Raw genomic sequence first — 20,329 nt, 5'->3', positions numbered from 1 at the left:
CCGGGAGCCGCTCATTGACGCTCCGAGCGTGTTCGACATGAGGGGTTCGGATCGCTTTTTCGAATCAAACGTTACTCTTCCTTGATTATTTCCAATTTCATTGTGGTCGAGGCCGAGGCGCTTTGGAGGGGTTTGAAACCAAGCTTTGGATCGTCGGTTCTACCGCCGCTGCATCCGAGACGCATGCAACGCTCCTTGAACTCCCCGAGGGCTTTATTTGCAGATGCCGCAGATTCATACGGCCCCATGATGCCTTCCCTAGCCTCGAAAAACCATTCGACCTGCCCTGTCGTACCGTTACGCGCCGAAAAAACACGATTGACGTTAAACATTGTTCTTATAGTAATGATTACCAAGCATAACCAACACTTCCCGCTCAGTGGCTATACCAGAGTATTTGCTGGCAACTGATTCCGGCAGATGCATGACGAATGAGCAAGCAAAATATAGCACAAGCCCTTTTCGCCGTTCTTTTCCGGGACGGTATCAGGTTTTCATTGGTTGACTTCCTTCTATGGCCAGCCACAGCCCGACCACAGGATTAGGAAGGTGTCCGGCTTTTCCATTCGGCACTGAACCGTCCCCGTCAGCGAGATCAGGGGACCACCTCCACGGTGGCCATCATGCCGTTGTCCTCGTGCGCCACGATATGGCAGTGGTATACGAACTTGCCAACGATCACCGGATTGGTAAACGGAATCAGCAGCTTGACTCGGCTTTTCACGGGAAGATTGACCACATCCTGCCGGCCTGTAAAAGGCACCGGCTGCCCGTCGATTTCTGTGACCTGAAAATCGAGCTGATGTATGTGAAACACGTGCATTTCGTCAGTCACATTCTCGATCGTCCATTCTTCCACATCCCCTAGCTTGACTTGGGTGTCGACGCGATTCGGATCGAACTGCTTGCCCTCGATGTAAAACTGGTTGGTGTCGGGATCCTCCGAGAATTGGAAACTGCGGTGCTGGGCAACGGGATGCCCGCGCAAATCCTCCACCGGAGGGAATTGGTCCGCGGTCGGAAGCTCGACCGGTTCGCGCTCGGCACCTTCTGAAATCAAGGTCGCCAGCACCACTTCCGGATACTGATCCCCATCGGGCCCGGTATCGACGGCGAGAGTGCGCAGTTGATAGATTCCGTGGCGACCGCCCTGAATCAACACCTCGGTGCGCGATGCGGGCGGCAGTAAAATTTCGTCCCGCGGCACGAGCTCGGTATGGCGGTTGCCATCCGCGGCGATTTCATAAAGTACGTGATCGTCCAGCTTCAGACGGTAATAAATATCCGCTCCGATATTGCCGATCCGCCAAAACTGCGTTTCCCCTGGGCGAATCTTCAGGGTCGGGTTGACCATGCCGTTGACGGTGCGGGTCGTGCCGGCATTGCTATCGATGTTGTCCGAAGGGATCTCGCCGCCGATGTTCTGAAAATCCTTGAGGAGCATGATGCGCTCCTTGATGCCGCTCAACTGCGGAAACGGATCGAGCATGCCCTCGACGATCAGGCCACCCGACATGCCTCCGAAAATCTGCGCCTCGACCAAACCGTGCATGTGAGGGTGGTACCACAGAAAGCCCGCAGGGTGCTCGTCGGGAAATACGATTCGTTGCCGATAACGCGTATTCGGCATGATATCGACGAAGACATTGTCGCCATTATCCAGCGGCGACACGTTCGAGCCGTGGTGATGCAGATTCGTCGAATTTTCCAGCGAATTGACCAGCTCGAGATTCAGGGTATCACCGGGCCGAACTCTCAGCGTCGGTGGGATATAACTGTCATTGAACACCATGGCGACGACGCTCTGCCCGCCAATCTCGATTTCCCGCTTGCCGGCGGTAAGCATGACGTTCAAGGCGCCATCCGAACTCGCGACTTCGGGTGGATTTCGGAATGTTTCGGCAGAATCGCCCTGTTCTTGGCGTCCGTTTCCGTTTTCGGCGGAGTCGTCATGTTCCTCGCCCACGGATGCCTGAATGATCGACTCCGGACCGGCATGAACCCATGGATTCGGGAGCGTTGCAACGACAAGACCGACAACCGCCAGCAAGGCTGCAACGGGTAGAAAGGGAAATTTGCGGGGTGTACGCATGACCGGCCCTCCTTGGCTAAAGGTCTTCGGAGCGAATATCCGTTAGTGCATTAATTACTAACTCACGTTCCCGCCTGTTGGGCTAAAACAAGGCAAAAATCATGTGAGGAAGCTTCCTAACGGCTGTGACATTGCCGCATTCGGACCGAACAATGGAATCAGCAATCCAGCAGGGATCTTGCCGCCCAAAAGGCTCGTCCTTCAAACCCTAGAGCGTTTTCCGATCCGGTATCAGGGAGCCCGATAGGTAGGTCGGCAATCCCTTCCCAATCGCAAACGGTCGCTTTAGTCGCGACCCTTCCAATCGCAAAACGGCCGTCCTGGGAGCGCCAGGACGCCCCTTCCAACAAAATCCTTCCTGATTAGCGATGAACTTCAGCCAAGCGAATTTGCCACTCGGGTCGAGGCTTAGCGAACGCCGCGGCGCGCGCCAGCCGTTGAAGCAGGGTTTTGAGATTGAAACGCCGATTGAAGCGGTATTGGAACTCGGCCAGGTACCGCTGGGCGTATTTCTCGAATTTGAACGCGTGATAGGTGCCGGAAATGGCTGTCTTCAGGTTGCTCAACATCGTATTTACCCAATGGAACTCCGGATGTTGCGCCGACTGCCGCCCAGAGCCCAGGATCAGGCGATGATGGCAAGCGACGACCTGGTGCAGCCTCCGAAACCCGCTCAGGCCATCGGTGAGTGCGTAGGTCGACGGGGCCAAGGCGCGTTTGGCCCAGTCCGCGATAGCCTGCTGCGTGAACGGCAGGGGATCGACGCGCAGGAACAACGGACGCCCGTCGTCCGTGGTTTGCACCGCCATCACAAAGGCCGACTTGTTTTCGGAACCACGCCCCGGTTTCCCCGGCCGCTCACCGCCCAGGTAGGCATCGTCGATCTCGACCCGCCCGGCCAACTGCCGATCCGTTTCCCGCTCCGCCATCACCTGGATCAACTTGTGCTTCACCAGCCATGCCGTGCGATAACACACCCCGAGATGGCGCATCAGTTCCAGTGCCGAGACATTGTTCTTGGCCTGGGTCAGGAGATACATGGCCAGAAACCAGGTGGTCAGCGGCAGCTTGGTCGCTTGGAAGATCGTCCCGGCGATCAGCGTCGTTTGGCTCCGGCAGTGTCCGCATTGCCAGTATTTCCGCCCGGTCCGTTCGAACACCGTGTGGCGCGCGCCGCCGCAGACCGGACAGCGGAAACCGTCCGGCCAGCGCAGGGCCTCCAGTGCCGCTTCGCACTGCGCTTCACTGCCGTATTGCGTCAGAAACTCGGCCAACGACAAACCCTTTTGAAATTGCACCCGGTTCATAGGCATGGGACACCCCGCTTGTGATAGATGCCCATAGTCTAAGGACCCTAGTGGCTCACTATGTGAGCCTGTACTGAACTTCGTCGCTAATCAGGAAATCCTTTGCCGAGCCGATAAGTCGGCAAGGGATTGCCGACCTACGTTCTTCCCGCCCGAACACGAATCCGTACACCGGGATGAAAAACGCTCTATTGCCTCGACGGTCGAAGACAGCCTTTACGGGAGCCATTGTTAGAAAACGGGGAACTTCTCCGGTAGCGACGGAGTATTACGAACGAGTGCGTCGCAAGAAATCGGAGAGCCTTTTTGGTGGCCGATTTCCGGATCGTGGTATGGTAAGGCCCGGTTAAGCGTTGAATCGTTCCTCCGTTCGTCTTCCTCGCAGCAGCGAAAGTTATGGATTCCATCAGTGCGTTCGAAATCATCAAGGTGGGTATCGGCCCTTCCAGCTCCCACACGATGGGACCATGGCGGGCAGCATCGCTGTTTCTGGAAGCCTTGGGCGACCCGGACCGGGTCGAATCCCTGACCGTCCGGCTGTATGGCTCCCTCGCCAAAACCGGCCGCGGGCACGGCACCGACGTAGCCGTGTTGATGGGACTTTCCGGCGAGGATTACACGCTGATCGACACGGCCGTCATTCCGGACCGGATCGCGGCTATCAAGGCCAGCGGTTGGCTGCCCTTGGGCGGAAAACGGAATCTTCCTTTCGTCTGCGAACGGGACCTGGTGTTCGAGAGCTCGACCACCCTGCCGCGCCACGCCAACGGGATGTGTTTTCGGGCGATCCTTACGGACGGCGAAATTCTCGAGCGTATCTACTACTCTCTGGGCGGCGGGTTCGTGGCCGCAGACGATGACATGGAGCAGGCTTCGGCGGCGCGCGTCGTGACACCTTATCCCTGCCACTCGGGGCAGGATTTGCTGCGAAATTGCAGAGCGCTGGGTTTGTCGGTCTCCGATTTGACCTATTTGAACGAGCAGGCCTGGAGATGCCGGGACGAGATCGACGCCGAGGCGCTTCGGCTATGGCGGGAAATCCGGCACTGTATCTTCCGCGGCGTGCACCGCGAAGGCTATCTGCCGGGCGGCTTGCGGGTCCGGCGCAGGGCACCGGAAATGCACCGCAAATTGCTGAACGGCGCCGACTATACGACGATCGAACAATGGTCCGATCTTCTGCGGCGTCAACCCCGTGATTTCGCCAACGTAGACCGGTGGGTGGTCTGTTTCGCCCTGTCGGTCAACGAGGAAAATGCGTCCTTTGGACGAGTCGTCACTGCACCCACCAACGGCGCCGCCGGGGTGATTCCCGCGGTGTTGATGTACGCTTGGTGCTTCGTCGACGGCTTCGACGAAGACAAGGTCATCCGCTTTATCCTCACTGCCGGCGAGATCGGCACCTTGTTCAAGAAAAACGCCACCATCTCCGCCGCCATGGGCGGCTGCCAGGCCGAAATCGGCGTTTCGTCCGCCATGGCGGCCGCGGGGCTGGCGGAAGTCTCGGGCGGTACACCGGAGCAGGTCTTGCAGGCGGCGGAAATCGCCATGGAGCACCACCTCGGATTGACCTGCGATCCGGTCGGAGGGCTGGTGCAGATTCCGTGCATCGAACGCAACACCATGGGCGCGGTCAAAGCCATCACCGCAGCGACCATCGCCCTGGACAGCGATCCGGCGGACGCCAGGGTCAGCCTCGATGCGGTGATCCAGACCATGTGGGAGACCGCAAAGGACATGAATGGCCGCTACAAAGAAACCGCCGAGGGTGGTCTTGCGGTACACATTCCGGTGAACGTGCCGGAGTGCTGAGCGGAGTATCGTGAGCATCCGATGCGCAAAAACAGGATAATGAGCGGCGCGCCCGCCACGCCCCCGCCGGAAAAGGCGGAGTTGACGTCCACAACTTCTGGCGCGCTACACCATGCCATTGCAAGCTCGCGCTTGTCGTATTGCCGACAATCGGAAGCGGTGGTCGTCACCGAGCTCGGCAATGCAGAGCTCCCGCTACGACCGCGTCTCCACGAACTCGACGGGTGTACTAGCGGCGCATCAGCACAAACGTAGACGGCGCATAAATTGCATTAGTGCCAAAATCAACAACGAGGAGACAAACCCGTGCCTGGATTACTACCCAGCGTCGATCCGGATGGCCTGCTTGAGTACTCGGTGGTCTACACCGACCGTGCGACCAACCACATGTCGAAGGTGTTTCAGGAAAGCATGCGCGACATCTCGCGTATCCTGAAAACTGTGCACAACGGCCACACGGCCGTCATCGTGCCCGGCTCCGGAACCTTTGCCATGGAGGCCGTGGCGCGCCAGTTCGCCACGAGCAAGAAGTGTCTGGTCATCCGCAACGGCTGGTTCAGCTATCGCTGGACCCAAATCTTCGAGATGGGCGGCATCCCATCGGAATCCACCGTCCTGATGGCGCGCCCCGTCGAGTCCGGACCGCAGCCCGCCTACGCCCCGCCGCCGATCGAAGAAGTCGTTGCCGCGATCGGCCGCGAGAAGCCGGATCTCGTGTTCGCCCCGCATGTGGAAACTTCGGCGGGAATGATCCTGCCCGATGACTATCTTCGCGCCGTGGCGGATGCCGTACACGCGGTTGGCGGCCTGTTCGTGCTCGATTGCATCGCATCCGGCACGGTCTGGGTCGATATGCGCCAAATCGGAGTGGACATCTTGATCAGCGCACCGCAAAAAGACTGGAGCGCCCCGCCCTGCTGTGGGCTGGTGGTATTAAGCCCGGCGGCGCGCGACCGTATCGAGAACACCGCCAGCACCAGTTTTGCCGCTGACCTCAAAAAATGGCTGCAAATCATGGAGGCCTACGAACAGGGCGGACACGCCTACCATGCCACCATGCCAACCGATGGCCTGCGCGCTTTACGCGAGGTGATGCGCGAAACTGAAGCCTACGGCTTCGCCAAGGCGCGCGATGAGCAACTGGAACTCGGTCGCCGGGTGCGTGGGATATTGGCCGAGCGCGGCATCAAATCGGTCGCTGCGGCCGACTTCGGCGCCCCCGGCGTGGTAGTGTGCTACACCAGCGACGACGCCATCAAAACCGGCAAGAAATTCGCCGATCTCGGTCTGCAAATCGCGGCCGGGGTCCCGCTGCAATGCGGCGAAAGCCCCGATTTCAAGACTTTCCGCCTGGGTTTGTTCGGCTTAGACAAGTTGCAAAACATCGAGCGTACGGTTGCGACCCTGGCGCAGGCACTGGATCGGATCGAAAGGTTCTGAACGATTGCGTCATCGCGTCGGCGACGGAGTACGGTTCGGCGTAAGGGATTAGACTGCTGGAACAGACGCACTGGCTGCACAAGAACCAGCTCATCGGACGAGTGCGATCGGAACTGCGCGGAAAAAACGGGCGACCCTATTGCCTGCCGCGCAGATGCTCTCTTCTCGGAGATAAGGATTTTCGAAAGCCGCTTTTCGGACGGCTTCATACGTTTTTTGGACCTTCGCTTGCAAATTTCGATGACGGGTTCAGCCGATTGTCATGCACGATTCAACCTGATCATAGATGAATACAAGGACGCAAATCGCCAATGCGTCCGGTCAACACCGGACTGCAAGCTTCCCGCCATAGGCACTCCAGCATTTTTCCCGACAGGTTCATCTGTCCGATCTTGTTTTCGCCTCACAACCTCGCCTTCCTGACTTCGAATCCAGCATTTTTTTCGTCGACGATGCGGGTTTTCGCTGGCTGATCCGTCTTAACTTGATAGACCGTTGAATTCATAAGCAGAGGATAAGGGGGGATGAAACTTACGTCGCAAACTCGCGATGCAGGCATGTCTTCGGAATTCCGGGTATTTCCGTCGGCGCGTTATTTCGAGATTTGTTTCGAGCGACTTTATCGGCTGATTCAGAATCTGATGGATACCGCTGATCGCGATCTCCTACTGGTGCCGACGCACTTGGGTATTGACGTCGCGCAATGTGAAACCATCGCACGCCCCGTCTATCCCTGCTCGCCCAGCAAAACCGTCTCGAGTCGTCGACTCTACACGCGAAATATCCCTGACGATCTTGCCGGCCGATGAGTTTTGCTATCGGTAGGATCGACCTGGTCCGGTTGTCGGTTACCCTCTTGACCTTAGTCCTCTCGCTTCTGGCCGGGTGTGGAACGGCGCCAGATCGGGACGCGAAAAATGTCGGAGCGGGGATTCCCTCATTCTGGACGGCAACGTCAGGCCCTCAGAAAACGGTTTCCGAGCGTTGGGTCGAATCATTCGCCGATTCGACTTTGAGTGCCTTGGTGCATGAGGCTTTGGCAAGCAACTACGACCTGAAGTCCGCGGCCGCCCGTGTGGAGGCCGCCCGGCAGCAAGCCCGTATCGATGGCGCCGGACGCTGGCCTCAGCTTTTCTTCGCGCCGAGCTACGAACGCGCTCAGGTGCGTAGCGCGGGTTTCGGCTCGACCGAATTCGGCGCCTTCGAAGCCTTGTTCACGCTGGACTGGGAAGTGGATGTCTGGGGGCGGATACGCGCTTTCCAGCAGGCGTCCCAACAGGAAGCTGCCGCGACGGAAGCCGATTTCCACGCCGCGCGCCTATCCCTGGCGGCACGAACGGCACAGGCTTATTTCGAACTGGCAGAGGCCAAGCTCCAAGCCGAGGTTGCCGAGCGGTCGATCCGGGACAGGCGCACCATTGTCGACCTGGTGCGCGGCCGCTTCGCCCGGGGACTGGCGCGCGGCCTCGATCTGCGGCTGGCCCTTACCGACCTAGCCAATGCGGAAGCCCAGTTGGCGGCTGCGCGCAACCGGGTTCAAATCGTTACTCGCCTTCTGGAAGTCTTGCTAGGGCGCTATCCGGCGGCCGATCTGGCGACGACGGCGTCTTTGCCCGATCCGCCCGCGCCGCTGTCGGCCGGGGTTCCCTCGGAACTGCTCGAACGGCGCCCAGACCTGATCGCCGCTTTCGACCGCCTGCGCGCCGCCGATTTCCGGGTGGAGAGCGCGCAAAAAGCGCTGCTGCCGCGCCTAGCCCTCACCGCTACCGGCGGCACCCGCAGCCCGGCCTTGACGGAACTGGTCGATCCCCGCGCGGCGGTCTGGAACGTCGCGATAGGTCTTCTGCAACCGCTCTTCACCGGCGGCCGTCTCAAGGGAGAGATTCGGCTGAACCAAGCTCTGGCGGAGGAAGCGCTCAATCTGTACAAAAACACGGCGCTCAACGCCTTCCGCGAGGTGGAACAATCGCTCGCCGCGGAGGAATGGCTGAGGGAGGAAGAACGGGCGCTCAAGGAAGCCGTCGAACAAACCGAAGCAAGCCGAAAGCTGGCGGTCTATTCCTACCGTCACGGCTTCATCGAAATCCTGACCCTGCTGGACAGCTACCGAAGCACCCTGAACGCGCAAAGCGCACATCTCGCCGTCAAGCGGCAATTGCTCAGCAACCGAATCGATCTCTATTTGGCGCTGGGAGGGGAAGTATGAAAGCGGAGAGTTTATCGCTACGGAATATGTTGCACACCACGCAGTGTGGGCCAGGCCGACGCGGATCTGGTACCTACCAACTGTCGAAGGATTTGGTCCACCTCCTGTCAAAACGCCGAATCGCGATTGCACCGGCACAAAACAGGCTCCGTTGCAAAAACTGTGTTGTCGAGCGAGGATGGCCGCGAGGGACTGAACATAGGAGGTCAAACGTGGATTCCGTATTCCGGTGGCGGCGCTTTGCGCCCGAAGTGATCCTGCCGGGCGTGCGCTGGTATTGCAAGTACGGCATCAGCTACCGCGACCTGGAAGAAATGATGCCGGAACGTGGCATCGCCGTCGATCATACGACGCTGTACCGCTGGGCGCAGCGCTACGCGCCCGAATTGGAGAAGCGTACGCTCTGGTATCAGAGCCGCCTGAGCTCGAGCTAGCGTGTGAACGAGACCTACATCAAGGTTCGCGGCGAGTGGAAATACCTGTTCCGCGCCATCGATAAAGAGGGCCGCACCCTCGACTTTTGCTTGTCGGATATCCGAAACGCCAAGGCCGCCAAGCGTTTCCTGGCCAAGGCGCTGAGGCGCTCGAAGCACTACCGGCCAGGCAAGATCAACACCGACAAGAACCCGGCCTACGGCGAAGCCATCCGCAAACTGAAGAAGGAAGGTTTGCTGCCGGCGGACTGCCTCCACCGGCAAGTGAAATATCTGAATGATCGCCTTGAATCCGATCCCGGTAAACTGAAGCGCTTGATTAAGCCGACCCTCGGCTTTCAGTCGATGCGAACGGCGTATGCCACGATCAAGGGCTTCGAGGTGATGCGCATGTTCCGGAAGCGCCAGTTCGACTTTTGGATCGACGCCGTCGGTGGCCGAACCGAGGCGTGCTTCGTCAACCGGCTATTCAGCGTGTATGCCTGACCCGGCGACAGGCCGAACGGCTCAGAAACGTGCTTAAACCATTTTTGCAACGGAGCCGGGCGCCCGGTGTGCGCGTAGCGGGCCGCGAATTCGTCCGACAGCGAGGCCAGAATGCCATCCACCAACAGCCGCATCCGGCGCAACGGATGCGTTTGAGGAACCCGGTCTTCCCGGTTCACGTAGCTAAACAGGACTCCTTGGGTGACATCTTTGCCGCGCATCGTCGTTCTCGAAAAAATAAAGCGGGTAGTTTAACCGGTCACAGTCCCACACTACCTGATTAGGTGCGACCGGCAGAGTTTTTCACCAGCCTGCTAACGTGAAAACAATAGTTTATACCGTTTCATTCGGAACTTGGGTGGCCTGTAGACAGCCGCCTTGGGCAGATCATGACTTTACGGTGCCTTTGAGTTGTTCACCCAATAAGCCCCGGTTTTGTTGGAGGGATTTTACTGCCGGCGCAATAGCTCAGGTAAAACTCGATACCCAAATGGAAATCCCCGGATACACGTCCCAATACTCTATATTGTAGAGACAGCCTAATACCTCGGTCTTTGCTAATTAGACCTAGATACAGGGTAATATTCGGATTCATCCACCCGTCGGATGGATGGCTGGTACCGGCCATCCATCTTCCAGGCTGTCCGCTTGGGACTATATCATCACGAGACGATTACCTTATAACCCGGTAACTTGCAGGAAATTCGCGCCTGTTACGGGTAACTGGTTAGTAACCGCAAATCCGACAGAAGCGCCGGTCGGATGCGAAATAAAAGATATCAAGCATACACCACCGTCTGGCTGACCTCCGGTCGAGGCACCACCGATGCCGCATGTCGATCCGCCTTCCACAGTGGCCAAGACTTGGTCTTGAAGGGGGGTAGCGCCCTTAATTTCACCGAGCGCATGGAAATCACTGGCGATAGCTGGAGCGGCGATCATCATGGTTGCCAACATACTCACTGAAAACATCATTTTCCTCATTGTGATTACTCCTAAATATTGCCGAGTTGGAGCGGGTAATAGGTCCCTTCAGGGTGCGAAATACCCCATCCTTAATCGACTCAAATAAACCGGGCAAAAAATACCCGGACCAAAGTTTGAAGATATCCATTCCTCCTGACTACAGTCCGTTGGTGGGGAGCATACGAAGAATTGAATGGCTGGCCTTAGGGAAATAATCTCGAAGTGAGACAGGACAATTTCCCGAACGAATGCAATAAATATCCCAGCACCGTGATACCCGCTATGGCAGCTTATCGATTCAGCAATTAAAGGGTTATTATACGAGGGCGGATAACACGGAGTGGAGTCCTTTCAGGGTCATGCCCCGCTCCGATTCCTATTGATTAGGAGCACAATAATGGAAAAAACGATATTGTTGGGTAGTGCGATCGCAGTCAATTTGGCTCTCGCTCCAATTAGCGTATATGGAACGACTCCGAGCGCCGTTTCGACTACACCAACGGATTTGACGGGATGTATTCCAATTGATGATTCGAGCACGGATGCTTGGAATACCGGAGAGTTTTGTCCCGACTCCGGCCAGGGCATCCCGACCGCCGGCTCCGCTAATATGTCGGCTGCCAGCAGCCCTCCAGCCGCAGCGAGCGCGCGGTCAATTCACAGCACGCCAGTTTCCGCCATTAACCCGGTTATCGCTTCACCGGCCCGCACCGAATGTCTGTCTGCCGGCGGTGCGAATGCCGCCGGCCCCGAAGGGTTTTGTCTGGCTTCGGAGATCGGCACCTCGCTTGCCAAGCTGGCGAATTTTGCGGCCACCAACGAGCTGGCGGCAAAGCGCTTGCAGTTTCTGCAGGTGACTTTCAAAAACAGGCCCACATTGAGCGGATCTCGGCTTCTTCCCGCGGATGACAATACCCCTTTGGTTGCGGAATGCTCGTCGGCAGGCGGTTCGACCGCGTTTACCGCCGGAGGGTTTTGCCTGAGTTCGGACCTGACCGAACTCGCAGCGAACATGGCGAAACTTTCGGTCGCGAACAGTCTCTCCGCAGCGAGCCTTAATTTCGTTCAGGTTACCTTCGGCGACCGCGAAATGCTTGGCGAAGCCGGTGAACTTTCGGGTTCTGGGACGTCGACGGGTCCGGAATGTACGTTGGTCGACGGCTCCCGTGCTGTGGCCGGAAATCCGGGAGGGTTTTGTATGGCATCGGACCTCGGCTCGTCGACTGCCGATCTGTTCGCGAATTTTACGGTAGCCAATGACTTGCCCGTGGTCGGCGTGCAATTTCTGCAAATTGCGTTTGATCAAGCGCACTCACAACATTTCCGCAGGACCGTTTGGCCTGGGGGCAAAAAGTGCGAGTCAGTTGACGGCTCGGCCGCGACTATCGGAGATGCTGACGGGGCCTGTATGGTTTCGGACCTTGCGACGCCCAGTACCGACTATTCCGCGAGTTTTTCGGTAGCCAATAGTTTAGCCATCGCGGGTATGCAATACGTACAGGCTACGTTCGGGCGCAATCAACTCCCCGCCGGCACGGCACGTTCCACGACTGTCGGCGCGCCAACCGACAGGAGATGTTCGTCGGCTCAGGGTTCGACTGCGGCTAGCACGAACGCCGGCGGATTTTGCCTTGTTGCGGATCGCGGCAGGTCGGCCTTGGGCTTTGCAAATTTTGCGATTGCCAATGACCTGCCGGTTGCAAGTTTGCGGTTCCTTCAGGTGCCGTTTGGAGACAGGGCCACAGCGAAAAAACTTGGTGCCGGGAAGGAAGGTGATCCGATCGGCGCTGTCATTACGGATTCTTCGGCTTTTAATCGTCGGCTGGTGCCGCCGAGTCTTGTGGTCAGTACCGGTAATCTGCCCTTCCATTTCCCCGCTTTTGATCCAACATTCGCCTTCAGACCCTACTCAAACCAGGATCGAAAGAGGAACTCTTTTCTTTCGCTCTCGTTAGGCTGCGAGGCCGAATATGCGGATACGCCGGCAGATCAATCGCTATTGGGGCGGTTGTTGAATCTCGGTCCGGCCCCATGTGTTCGCGATCGGGTACGCTGGGGAAAGCTTTTACTTCACTGATCTTGAAGTGCCTTACCGACAATGAACCGCCCCGGGTTTGGTGGAGGCTCCAACCTTTGAGAAGATGGAGCCATGAGGAAGTCTACGAAGTTTTCCCCCGAGGTGCGCGAGCGTGCGGTTCGATTGGTGTTCGAGTGCCGCAATGAGCACCCCTCGCAATGGGCCGCTGTTGAATCCATCGCGGGCAAGATTGGGTGTACCCCCCAGACACTGCTGGAGTGGGTGCGCCGGCATGAACGAGACACGGGTCAACGCGACGGTCTAACCTCGGCTGAACAGCAGCGCATCAAGGAACTCGAGCGGAAAGTGAAGGAACTGCGCAAGGCCAATGGAACCCTCAAGCTGGCTAGCGCGTTTTTCGCCCAGGCGGAGCTCGACCGCCGACTCAAGTCCCGAGGGCCTTCGTCGACGCGCATCGGGAGCGCTTCGGGGTCGAGCCGATCTGCACAAGGTCTTGCAAATCGCCCCGTCGGGCTACAGGCGCTATGCTGCACCGCAGCGCAACCCCGCACTGCGTTGTGCACGTGCCCAGCGCGACGATACCCTGATCCCACATATCGAACACGTCTGGCAGGCCATCCTGCAGGTCTACGGTGCCGACAAAGTTTGGCGACAAATAAACCGGGAAGGTATCGCGGTGGCCCGCTGTACGGTCGAGCGGCTCATGCGACGTCTGGGCCTGCGTGGCGCCATCCGCGGCAAGGTGGTACGTACCACGCTTAGCGATAACAAGGCGCCATGCCCGCTGGACCGGGTCAATCGGCAATTCGAGGCCGAGCGCCCCAACCAGCTTTGGGTGTCGGACGTCACCTATGTCTCCACAGAGCATTTTCATACCTACTGTACGGGCACTCGCGCGTAGGTCGGGAATCCCTCCCAATCGCAAACGGTCGCTTTAGTCGCGACCCTTCCAATCGCAAACGGCGTCTTCGGGAGCGCCGAAGCCGCCCTTCCCGACGGTGCCGTTGGGGTAACGGGTTCGTCGGCAAAGGATTGCCGACCTACGAATGCTTGAATCTATTCACCCGAGCCGAAGGCGCCAACGACTCCTGCCAGGCCTGTTTTGCCGTACGAGCGAGATGAAAATGCTCAAGCCGAAACGATCAACGGGCTGTACAAAGCCGAGTTGATCCACCGGCGGGCGCCCTGGAAGACACGGGAAGCCGTCGAATTGGCCACTCTCGAACGGGTGTCCTGGTTCAACCACTCCAGGCTACTCGAACCCATCGGCTATATCCCGCCAGCAGAAGCTGAGGCAAACTATTATCGGCAACTAGCCAATCAGGCTGCCTCGCAGACCTGACTTAAACCAACGAGCCTCCACGATTCCCGGGGCGGTTCACTTTAGTCTTAAAGGTCTTGGTGATGGGGGGCTCTCCCTTGCGGCGTACTTGGATATTCCAGGAACCGCTTGGAAGCTTTCGGAGTGTGGCCATGCAGAACCTCTCTCAATGTTCAGTGTGAACAAAATGTGAACGAGAAGGGTTCTGAGGAGAGCAAGAACTACATTAAGTTCTTGTTTCAAATGGCGCGCCCGAGACGACTCGAACGTCCGACCTTTGGCTCCGGAGGCCAACGCTCTATCCAACTGAGCTACGGGCGCATGCCGCGCATTTTACAGGAATCAGGATCGGTTTAATAGACTTCGGACGGCGGCAAAGCTGTCCATGGCCCGTTCTTTTTTCTGTTCGGGATCGAGCGCGCGCCGTTCCGGCCATTCGAGCTCTTCTTCCGGCAGTTCGTTCAGAAAACGGCTGGGCTCGCAATCCACGATTTCGCCGTGGCGTTTGCGATGCGTGCAATAACTTAAAGTCAGATGCTTCTGCGCGCGGGTGATGCCTACGTAGGCCAGGCGGCGTTCTTCTTCGATCGTGTTTTCTTCGATGCTGGTCTGGTGCGGCAATAGATTTTCCTCCATTCCGACCAGATAGACGTACGGGAACTCCAATCCTTTCGCCGCGTGCAGCGTCATCAGGTTGACACGGTCGCCGGCGTTTTCTTCCTGGCTGCGCTCCAGAACGTCGAGCAGCAGAATTCGGGAAACGACTTCCGCGAGACTCTTTTCTTTTTCGTCGTCCTTGGCGATGCGTTTGAGCCAATCGATCAGTTCGCGTACCTGTCCCATCCTGCGGCGGGCGGCGTCTTCGCTGTTGCTGGTCTCCCTCAGCCAGTTTTCATACCCGATCTTGACGATGAAATCGTCGATCACGGCGAAGGTGTCGCCGCGCTGGGCGCGCTCGGCGACATCGGTAATCCATTCGGCGAAGTGGCGCAGGCGCTGGATCGCCGTCTCGCCGAGAGACTGCTGAAGCCCGAATTCGAAGCAGGCCGAAAACAGACTGATGTGGCGCCGGTTGGCATAGGCGCCGAGTTTTTCCAGGGTTGTCGGCCCGATCTCCCGGCGTGGAACGTTGACCACGCGCAGGAACGCCGCATCGTCGTCCGGATTCACCAGCAATCGCAGATAGGCCATGATGTCCTTGATCTCGGCATAGCCGAAGAAAGACATTCCGCCGCTGATGAAATAAGGTATGGCGTGCTCCCGCAACGCGCGCTCGAAGAGCCGCGACTGGTGGTTGCTGCGATACAGGATCGCGTAGTCCTGAAAACGCGTGCCGTGGCGGAACTTGTGATGCAGCAGGTCGGAGGCGACCTGCCGCGCTTCGGCGACTTCTTCCTTGTGCGTGAGCACGCGCAGCGGATCGCCGTATCCCAGCGCACTCCACAGGCGCTTTTCGAATACGTGGGGGTTGTTGGCGATGAGCTTGTTGGCGACCTTCAGGATCCGTCCGGTCGAACGGTAGTTCTGCTCCAGTTTTATGACCTTGAGCCGCGGAAAATCGCGCTGTAGCTGGGCAAGATTTTCAGGTTGCGCCCCGCGCCACGCGTAAATCGACTGATCGTCGTCGCCGACCACGGTAAAACGGCCGACTTTGCCGGTCAGCAACTTAACCAATTCGTACTGGGTCAGATTGGTGTCCTGGTACTCATCGACCAATAAATAGCGTATCCGGTTGCGCCACTTGTCGAGGATGTCCGCATGCTCGTGAAACAGGAGCACCGGAAGGAGAATCAGGTCGTCGAAGTCGACGGCGTTGTAGGACTTCATGTGCCGGACATATTCGGCATAAAGCTGCGCCGCGGGCTGTGCATCGCCCTGCCCTTCCGCGATAGCCCGCTCGGGGGTCACGAACAAATTCTTCCACCGGCCGATGCGCCAGATATAGTTTTCCGCCTCGTCGATATCCCAGCTTTCCGAGCCGTGCTTGATGAGTTCCTTGGTCAGCGCCAGGCGATCGTGCTCGTCAAAAATGGAGATATTTTTCTTGAGGCCGAGCGCGCCGTGCTCCTCGCGCAAGATTTCGAGGCCCAGCGAATGGAAGGTGGACACCGTCAGGCCGCGCAAATCCTTGTCGGAAAGCAGCTTGCCGACGCGGCTCTTCATCTCCCGCGCCGCCTTATTGGTAAAGGTTAGAGCGGCGATGTGCTTCGCCGGGGTGCCGTGCTTGACCAAATACGCGATTTTCTCGGTGATCACCCGCGTTTTGCCGCTGCCCGCCCCCGCAAGAACGAGCAAGGGACAATCCAAAGTGGTCACGGCAGCGAGCTGCTGCGGATTCAGTTGAGAGACCATCAAACGGCCGAAGAGATACGGTCGAGCCGCCGGAAGCCAATGGCTTCGCTGAGATGCGGAACGGCGATTTTGTCCTCGCCGGCGAGATCGGCGATGGTGCGAGCGAGTTTCAGAATGCGGTGATAGGCGCGATGCGACAATCCGAGCTTTTCGGTGGCCTGCTCGAGCAGTCGGTGTCCATCGTCGGTCAATTGGCAGTAATGCTTGACTTCTTGAGGCGCCATCGAGGCATTCGGCTTTCCGGTCCTCTGCAGAGCCACTTCCCGAGCCGCGATCACCCGCCGGCGAATGTCGGCGCTCTTCTGCTCTCCGCCGGGCGCGCCATGACGCAACATTTCTTTAGAAACGCGCGGCACTTCTATGTGTATGTCGATGCGGTCGAGCAAAGGTCCGGAAATCCGCGCGCGATAACGCTGAACCTGCTCCGACGTGCAGCGGCAGCGTCCGGAGGCGTCGCCCAAATAGCCGCACGGACACGGATTCATCGCGGCGATGAGCTGAAACCGGGCCGGGAAATCGACCTGGCGCGCAGCACGGGAAATCGTGATACAGCCCGTCTCCAACGGTTCCCTCAAAACCTCGAGCACCTTGCGGTCGAACTCCGGTAACTCGTCGAGAAAAAGCACGCCGTTATGAGCCAGGGAGACTTCTCCCGGCTTGGGATTGCCGCCGCCGCCCACCAAAGCAGGGGCCGAAGCCGTATGATGCGGCGAACGGAACGGAGGAATGCGCCAGCGTCTCGGATCGAAAGGCAAATCGCTGACCGATCCGATGGCTGCGCTTTCCAACGCTTCGTCGTCGGTCAAAGGCGGGAGAATACTCGGAAATCGAGCCGCCAGCATGGATTTGCCGGTTCCCGGAGGTCCGAGCATTATCAGATTGTGTTTTCCGGCGGCGGCGACTTCCAGGGCTCGCTTGGCGTGATAATGCCCATGCACGTCCGCGAAATCGGCGAGTTCCTCCAGGCCAACCGATGCCCCCTCGTTCGATTCGAACGGGATCTGTTGCTGGCCGTTCAAATGAGCGCATACCTCGAGAAGATGGTGTGCCGCGAGAATTTTCGCACCCTCTGCAAGAGCCGCTTCGCCCGCGTTTTCCTTCGGCGCGATTAACGTACGCCCCGCATGCTTCGCCTGAATCGCGACCGGCAATACCCCGCTGACGGGGCGCAATTCCCCGCCCAGAGAAAGCTCACCTACGCACTCGATCTCCCGGAGAGCATCGCTCCTGATTTGTCCCGACGCCGCCAAGATGCCCAGCGCGATCGCGAGATCGAATCGGCCGCCTTCTTTCGGAATGTCGGCGGGCGCCATGTTCACGGTGATTCGCTGGAGGGGAAATTCGAACTGACAGTTCAGAAGCGCGCCCCTGACCCGATCCTTGCTTTCTTTCACCGCGGTTTCCGGAAGGCCGACGATGGAAAGGCTTGGTAAACCGTTGGAAATATGCACCTCGACGGTGACTAACGGCGCTGCGATACCTTGCCTGCCCCGAGTGAAAACGACGGCCAGGGACATGAATTCCTCGTCCGTTCGAATTATCGATTGACGATCTGCTTTTCCAGCTCGGCGACTTGAGCTTCCAGTCGTTCCAACTGCTCCCGCGTTCTCGCGAGAACGGCGGTCTGCACGTCGAATTCTTCCCGGCTGACCAAATTCATCTTGGCGAACGAGGCTTGAAGGATTGCGCGGAAATTCTTTTCCAAATCGTCCTGCAATTTGAGGAAGTCGGACGGTACTGCCTCGACAAGGCGCCGAGCGAGATCGTTTAGAGTGGTTTTATCAAACATATCGAAAAGCATAGCCGAGTAACGCGGTGAGCGTCCAGTCGGACGCACTCCCGTCGATATGCACCGTCAGAGTGCATGCCAAATCAGACGCTCCGTGATGGTGCATTTTTAGCGTCTGCCATCTTGACAATTTCATTTTTTGCCAAGCCCACCGCACAACATAAAGCTTGGCACAGGTCCTGCTTCTTGGTCGAAGAACGCCTCAACACTGAGCAGGGCTTCGCCGGTTCAGCGTCGAATCGAAGGCGGCGTCCGCACATTCTATAGGAGAACTCTCGCATGAAATTTGTGACCGCGATTCTAAAACCGTTCAAATTGGACGACGTCCGCGAGGCATTGTCCGATGTAGGCATTTCCGGCATCACCGTTACCGAGGTGAAAGGATTCGGCCGACAGAAAGGACATACCGAATTGTACCGGGGCGCTGAATACGTCGTCGATTTTCTGCCCAAGGTCAAGCTCGAAGTCGCGGTAACAGACGAGCAGCTGGAAGCCGTGATCGATGCCATCTCCAAAACGGCCAATACCGGAAAAATCGGCGACGGCAAAATTTTTGTGCTCGACCTTGAGCAAGTCATTCGTATCCGTACCGGTGAAACCGGAGCGGAAGCCCTTTAATCAAGGAGAAAAACAACATGAAACGAATCCAGATCGCCCTTTTCCTGTTCATGTCGCTGTGTTTCACAGGAATTGCATTCGCCGAAGAAGCCCCCGCTCCGGTCCCCGATAAAGGAGACGTCGCCTGGATGATCGTAGCCACCGTATTGGTTATTTTGATGACCATTCCGGGGCTGGCCTTGTTCTACAGTGGCATGGTCCGCGCCAAGAACACGCTGTCCGTTCTCATGCAGGTGTTCGTGATTTTCTCGCTAATGGCGCTGTTATGGGCGATATACGGCTACAGCATTGCGTTTACGGAGGGAAACGCCTTCTTCGGCGGGTTCAGTAAACTGTTCTTGAAGGGCGTGACGCCGGAATCGCTCGCCGGTACGTTCAGCAAAGGCGTCTATGTTCCCGAATACGTCTATATCGTATTCCAAGCAACTTTCGCGGGTATCACCCCGGCACTGATCGTCGGCTCGTTCGCCGAACGCGTGAAGTTTTCCGCAGTACTGCTGTTCATGGTTTTGTGGTTCACGTTCTCCTATCTTCCGATGGCCCATATGGTCTGGTTTTGGGCAGGCCCGGATGCGTACACGGATGCCGCCGCCGCCGAAGCCGCCGGCGCGACGGCTGGTTTTCTTTTTCAAAAGGGAGCACTGGATTTCGCCGGCGGTACCGTGGTGCATATCAACGCCGGCATAGCGGGACTGATCGGCTGCCTATTGATCGGCAAGCGCATCGGCTACAAGAAGGAATTTATCGCACCTCATAGCGTAACGATGACCATGATCGGCGCATCGCTGCTTTGGGTCGGCTGGTTCGGCTTCAACGTCGGATCGAACCTGGAAGCCAACGGCATCGCCGCGCTAGTCTTCGCCAATACCTTGCTCGCGACCGCAGCAGCGACCTTGGCCTGGATGTCGGCCGAATGGCTCGCTCGAGGCAAGCCCAGCATGTTGGGTGCCGCGTCGGGCGCAGTCGCCGGGCTCGTCGCCATCACACCGGCCTGCGGCTTCGTTGGTCCTATGGGCAGCATCGTTCTCGGCCTGATTGCCGGTGCCGTCTGCTTCTGGGCGGTGACCAGCTTGAAAAACATCTTGGGCTATGACGACTCGCTCGATGTGTTTGGGGTTCATGGCATCGGCGGCATCATCGGCGCGTTGGGAACCGGCATATTCGCCTCTCCCGACCTCGGAGGCGCCGGCGTATACGATTATGTGGCCAATGCCGTCGGCGAATACGACATGATGGCCCAGGTCATCAGCCAGGCTTGGGGCGTGGGAACCGTCGTCATCTGGTCAGGGGTGGTCTCTCTCATCGCCTACAAGATCGTGGACATGCTGATAGGGCTTCGGGTCACGGAAGAGATCGAGCGTCAAGGGCTCGATACGACCGAACATGGAGAAACCGCCTACCATCTTTAATTTGGCAGCCTCTTGTCATGTCTATAGCGGGCGTCTTCGGACGCCCTCTTTTTTGCTAC

At 58.0% G+C, this 20,329-nt stretch carries 14 protein-coding genes, 1 tRNA gene, 2 pseudogenes and 1 other annotated feature; of the genes and pseudogenes, 9 read left to right on the top strand and 8 right to left on the bottom strand.

Going from position 1 to position 20,329, the window contains the following annotated elements:
- Nucleotides 1-71: 71 nt before the first annotated feature.
- The 3 genes from ACR2R1_RS01635 to ACR2R1_RS01625 form a co-directional block, all read right to left on the bottom strand.
- Nucleotides 72-332, bottom strand: a complete 261-nt coding sequence (locus ACR2R1_RS01635; protein ID WP_143735288.1) for a hypothetical protein — start codon at nucleotides 330-332, stop codon at nucleotides 72-74.
- 263 nt (nucleotides 333-595) lie between these two features.
- On the bottom strand, nucleotides 596-2,092 hold the full coding sequence (locus ACR2R1_RS01630; protein WP_434112357.1) for a multicopper oxidase family protein: 1,497 nt from the start codon (nucleotides 2,090-2,092) through the stop codon (nucleotides 596-598).
- A 362-nt stretch (nucleotides 2,093-2,454) separates the two neighbouring features.
- On the bottom strand, nucleotides 2,455-3,405 hold the full coding sequence (locus ACR2R1_RS01625; RefSeq protein ID WP_434112355.1) for an IS1595 family transposase: 951 nt from the start codon (nucleotides 3,403-3,405) through the stop codon (nucleotides 2,455-2,457).
- A 390-nt stretch (nucleotides 3,406-3,795) separates the two neighbouring features.
- Between ACR2R1_RS01625 and ACR2R1_RS01620 the strand changes: the two genes are divergently transcribed.
- The 5 genes and pseudogenes from ACR2R1_RS01620 to ACR2R1_RS01600 all read left to right on the top strand — a co-directional run bounded on the left by ACR2R1_RS01620 (nucleotide 3,796) and on the right by ACR2R1_RS01600 (nucleotide 9,777).
- Nucleotides 3,796-5,211: an L-serine ammonia-lyase gene (locus tag ACR2R1_RS01620; protein ID WP_077732339.1), complete on the top strand. Its 1,416-nt coding sequence runs from the start codon at nucleotides 3,796-3,798 to the stop codon at nucleotides 5,209-5,211.
- Nucleotides 5,212-5,517: 306 nt separating this feature from the next.
- The gene (locus ACR2R1_RS01615; RefSeq protein WP_434112353.1) at nucleotides 5,518-6,651 is read left to right on the top strand and encodes an aminotransferase class V-fold PLP-dependent enzyme; all 1,134 of its coding nucleotides are present in this window, start codon (nucleotides 5,518-5,520) and stop codon (nucleotides 6,649-6,651) included.
- 524 nt (nucleotides 6,652-7,175) lie between these two features.
- Complete coding sequence (locus ACR2R1_RS01610) at nucleotides 7,176-7,460, top strand: hypothetical protein (protein ID WP_086135632.1); 285 nt, start codon at nucleotides 7,176-7,178, stop codon at nucleotides 7,458-7,460.
- Nucleotides 7,457-8,857, top strand: a complete 1,401-nt coding sequence (locus ACR2R1_RS01605; RefSeq protein ID WP_156879440.1) for an efflux transporter outer membrane subunit — start codon at nucleotides 7,457-7,459, stop codon at nucleotides 8,855-8,857. The genes ACR2R1_RS01610 and ACR2R1_RS01605 overlap by 4 nt, the downstream gene beginning before the upstream one ends.
- A gap of 212 nt (nucleotides 8,858-9,069) precedes the next feature.
- A pseudogene (locus ACR2R1_RS01600) lies at nucleotides 9,070-9,777 on the top strand (IS6 family transposase).
- A gap of 678 nt (nucleotides 9,778-10,455) precedes the next feature.
- Here the strand turns inward: ACR2R1_RS01600 and ACR2R1_RS01595 are convergent.
- Nucleotides 10,456-10,761 carry a hypothetical protein gene (locus ACR2R1_RS01595; protein WP_077732335.1) on the bottom strand — a complete coding sequence of 102 codons (306 nt, stop codon included), beginning with the start codon at nucleotides 10,759-10,761 and terminating at the stop codon, nucleotides 10,456-10,458.
- Between the two features lie 379 nt (nucleotides 10,762-11,140).
- Here ACR2R1_RS01595 and ACR2R1_RS01590 point away from each other — a divergent pair, with 379 nt between their 5' ends.
- Complete coding sequence (locus ACR2R1_RS01590) at nucleotides 11,141-12,820, top strand: hypothetical protein (protein WP_143735287.1); 1,680 nt, start codon at nucleotides 11,141-11,143, stop codon at nucleotides 12,818-12,820.
- Nucleotides 12,821-12,892: 72 nt separating this feature from the next.
- Nucleotides 12,893-14,123: pseudogene (locus tag ACR2R1_RS01585) on the top strand (IS3 family transposase).
- Nucleotides 13,171-13,289, top strand: a sequence feature (AL1L pseudoknot). (Overlaps the previous pseudogene by 119 nt.)
- Before the next feature lie 223 nt (nucleotides 14,124-14,346).
- Here ACR2R1_RS01585 and ACR2R1_RS01580 read toward each other — a convergent pair.
- The 4 genes from ACR2R1_RS01580 to ACR2R1_RS01565 form a co-directional block, all read right to left on the bottom strand.
- A tRNA-Arg gene (locus ACR2R1_RS01580) sits at nucleotides 14,347-14,423 on the bottom strand.
- A gap of 21 nt (nucleotides 14,424-14,444) precedes the next feature.
- The gene (rep, locus tag ACR2R1_RS01575) at nucleotides 14,445-16,454 is read right to left on the bottom strand and encodes a DNA helicase Rep (protein ID WP_156879439.1); all 2,010 of its coding nucleotides are present in this window, start codon (nucleotides 16,452-16,454) and stop codon (nucleotides 14,445-14,447) included.
- Nucleotides 16,454-17,971, bottom strand: a complete 1,518-nt coding sequence (locus ACR2R1_RS01570; protein ID WP_077732331.1) for a YifB family Mg chelatase-like AAA ATPase — start codon at nucleotides 17,969-17,971, stop codon at nucleotides 16,454-16,456. Before ACR2R1_RS01570 ends, rep begins: the two co-directional genes overlap by 1 nt.
- A gap of 20 nt (nucleotides 17,972-17,991) precedes the next feature.
- On the bottom strand, nucleotides 17,992-18,243 hold the full coding sequence (locus tag ACR2R1_RS01565) for an accessory factor UbiK family protein (protein WP_156879438.1): 252 nt from the start codon (nucleotides 18,241-18,243) through the stop codon (nucleotides 17,992-17,994).
- A gap of 279 nt (nucleotides 18,244-18,522) precedes the next feature.
- Here ACR2R1_RS01565 and glnK point away from each other — a divergent pair, with 279 nt between their 5' ends.
- Together glnK and ACR2R1_RS01555 are read left to right on the top strand one after the other, a co-directional pair.
- Nucleotides 18,523-18,861, top strand: coding sequence for a P-II family nitrogen regulator (gene glnK, locus ACR2R1_RS01560; RefSeq protein WP_077732330.1), 339 nt, complete (start codon nucleotides 18,523-18,525; stop codon nucleotides 18,859-18,861).
- A gap of 17 nt (nucleotides 18,862-18,878) precedes the next feature.
- On the top strand, nucleotides 18,879-20,270 hold the full coding sequence (locus ACR2R1_RS01555) for an ammonium transporter (RefSeq protein WP_077732329.1): 1,392 nt from the start codon (nucleotides 18,879-18,881) through the stop codon (nucleotides 20,268-20,270).
- The last annotated feature ends 59 nt before the right edge of the window (nucleotides 20,271-20,329 follow it).

The sequence above is a fragment of the Methylocaldum sp. GT1TLB genome, from assembly GCF_051027445.1.
GTDB lineage: Bacteria > Pseudomonadota > Gammaproteobacteria > Methylococcales > Methylococcaceae > Methylocaldum.
Note: the sequence above shows the minus strand (reverse complement) of the source record. Positions and strands in the feature narration are given on the sequence as shown.

Bases quoted from the DNA above. Each gene is read 5' to 3' on its own strand.
- ACR2R1_RS01635 (WP_143735288.1), bottom strand. From the start codon at position 332: ATGTTTAACGTCAATCGTGTTTTTTCGGCGCGTAACGGTACGACAGGG.
- ACR2R1_RS01630 (WP_434112357.1), bottom strand. From the start codon at position 2,092: ATGCGTACACCCCGCAAATTTCCCTTTCTACCCGTTGCAGCCTTGCTG.
- ACR2R1_RS01625 (WP_434112355.1), bottom strand. From the start codon at position 3,405: ATGCCTATGAACCGGGTGCAATTTCAAAAGGGTTTGTCGTTGGCCGAG.
- ACR2R1_RS01620 (WP_077732339.1), top strand. From the start codon at position 3,796: ATGGATTCCATCAGTGCGTTCGAAATCATCAAGGTGGGTATCGGCCCT.
- ACR2R1_RS01610 (WP_086135632.1), top strand. From the start codon at position 7,176: ATGAAACTTACGTCGCAAACTCGCGATGCAGGCATGTCTTCGGAATTC.
- ACR2R1_RS01605 (WP_156879440.1), top strand. From the start codon at position 7,457: ATGAGTTTTGCTATCGGTAGGATCGACCTGGTCCGGTTGTCGGTTACC.
- ACR2R1_RS01595 (WP_077732335.1), bottom strand. From the start codon at position 10,761: ATGAGGAAAATGATGTTTTCAGTGAGTATGTTGGCAACCATGATGATC.
- ACR2R1_RS01590 (WP_143735287.1), top strand. From the start codon at position 11,141: ATGGAAAAAACGATATTGTTGGGTAGTGCGATCGCAGTCAATTTGGCT.
- rep (WP_156879439.1), bottom strand. From the start codon at position 16,454: ATGGTCTCTCAACTGAATCCGCAGCAGCTCGCTGCCGTGACCACTTTG.
- ACR2R1_RS01570 (WP_077732331.1), bottom strand. From the start codon at position 17,971: ATGTCCCTGGCCGTCGTTTTCACTCGGGGCAGGCAAGGTATCGCAGCG.
- ACR2R1_RS01565 (WP_156879438.1), bottom strand. From the start codon at position 18,243: ATGTTTGATAAAACCACTCTAAACGATCTCGCTCGGCGCCTTGTCGAG.
- glnK (WP_077732330.1), top strand. From the start codon at position 18,523: ATGAAATTTGTGACCGCGATTCTAAAACCGTTCAAATTGGACGACGTC.
- ACR2R1_RS01555 (WP_077732329.1), top strand. From the start codon at position 18,879: ATGAAACGAATCCAGATCGCCCTTTTCCTGTTCATGTCGCTGTGTTTC.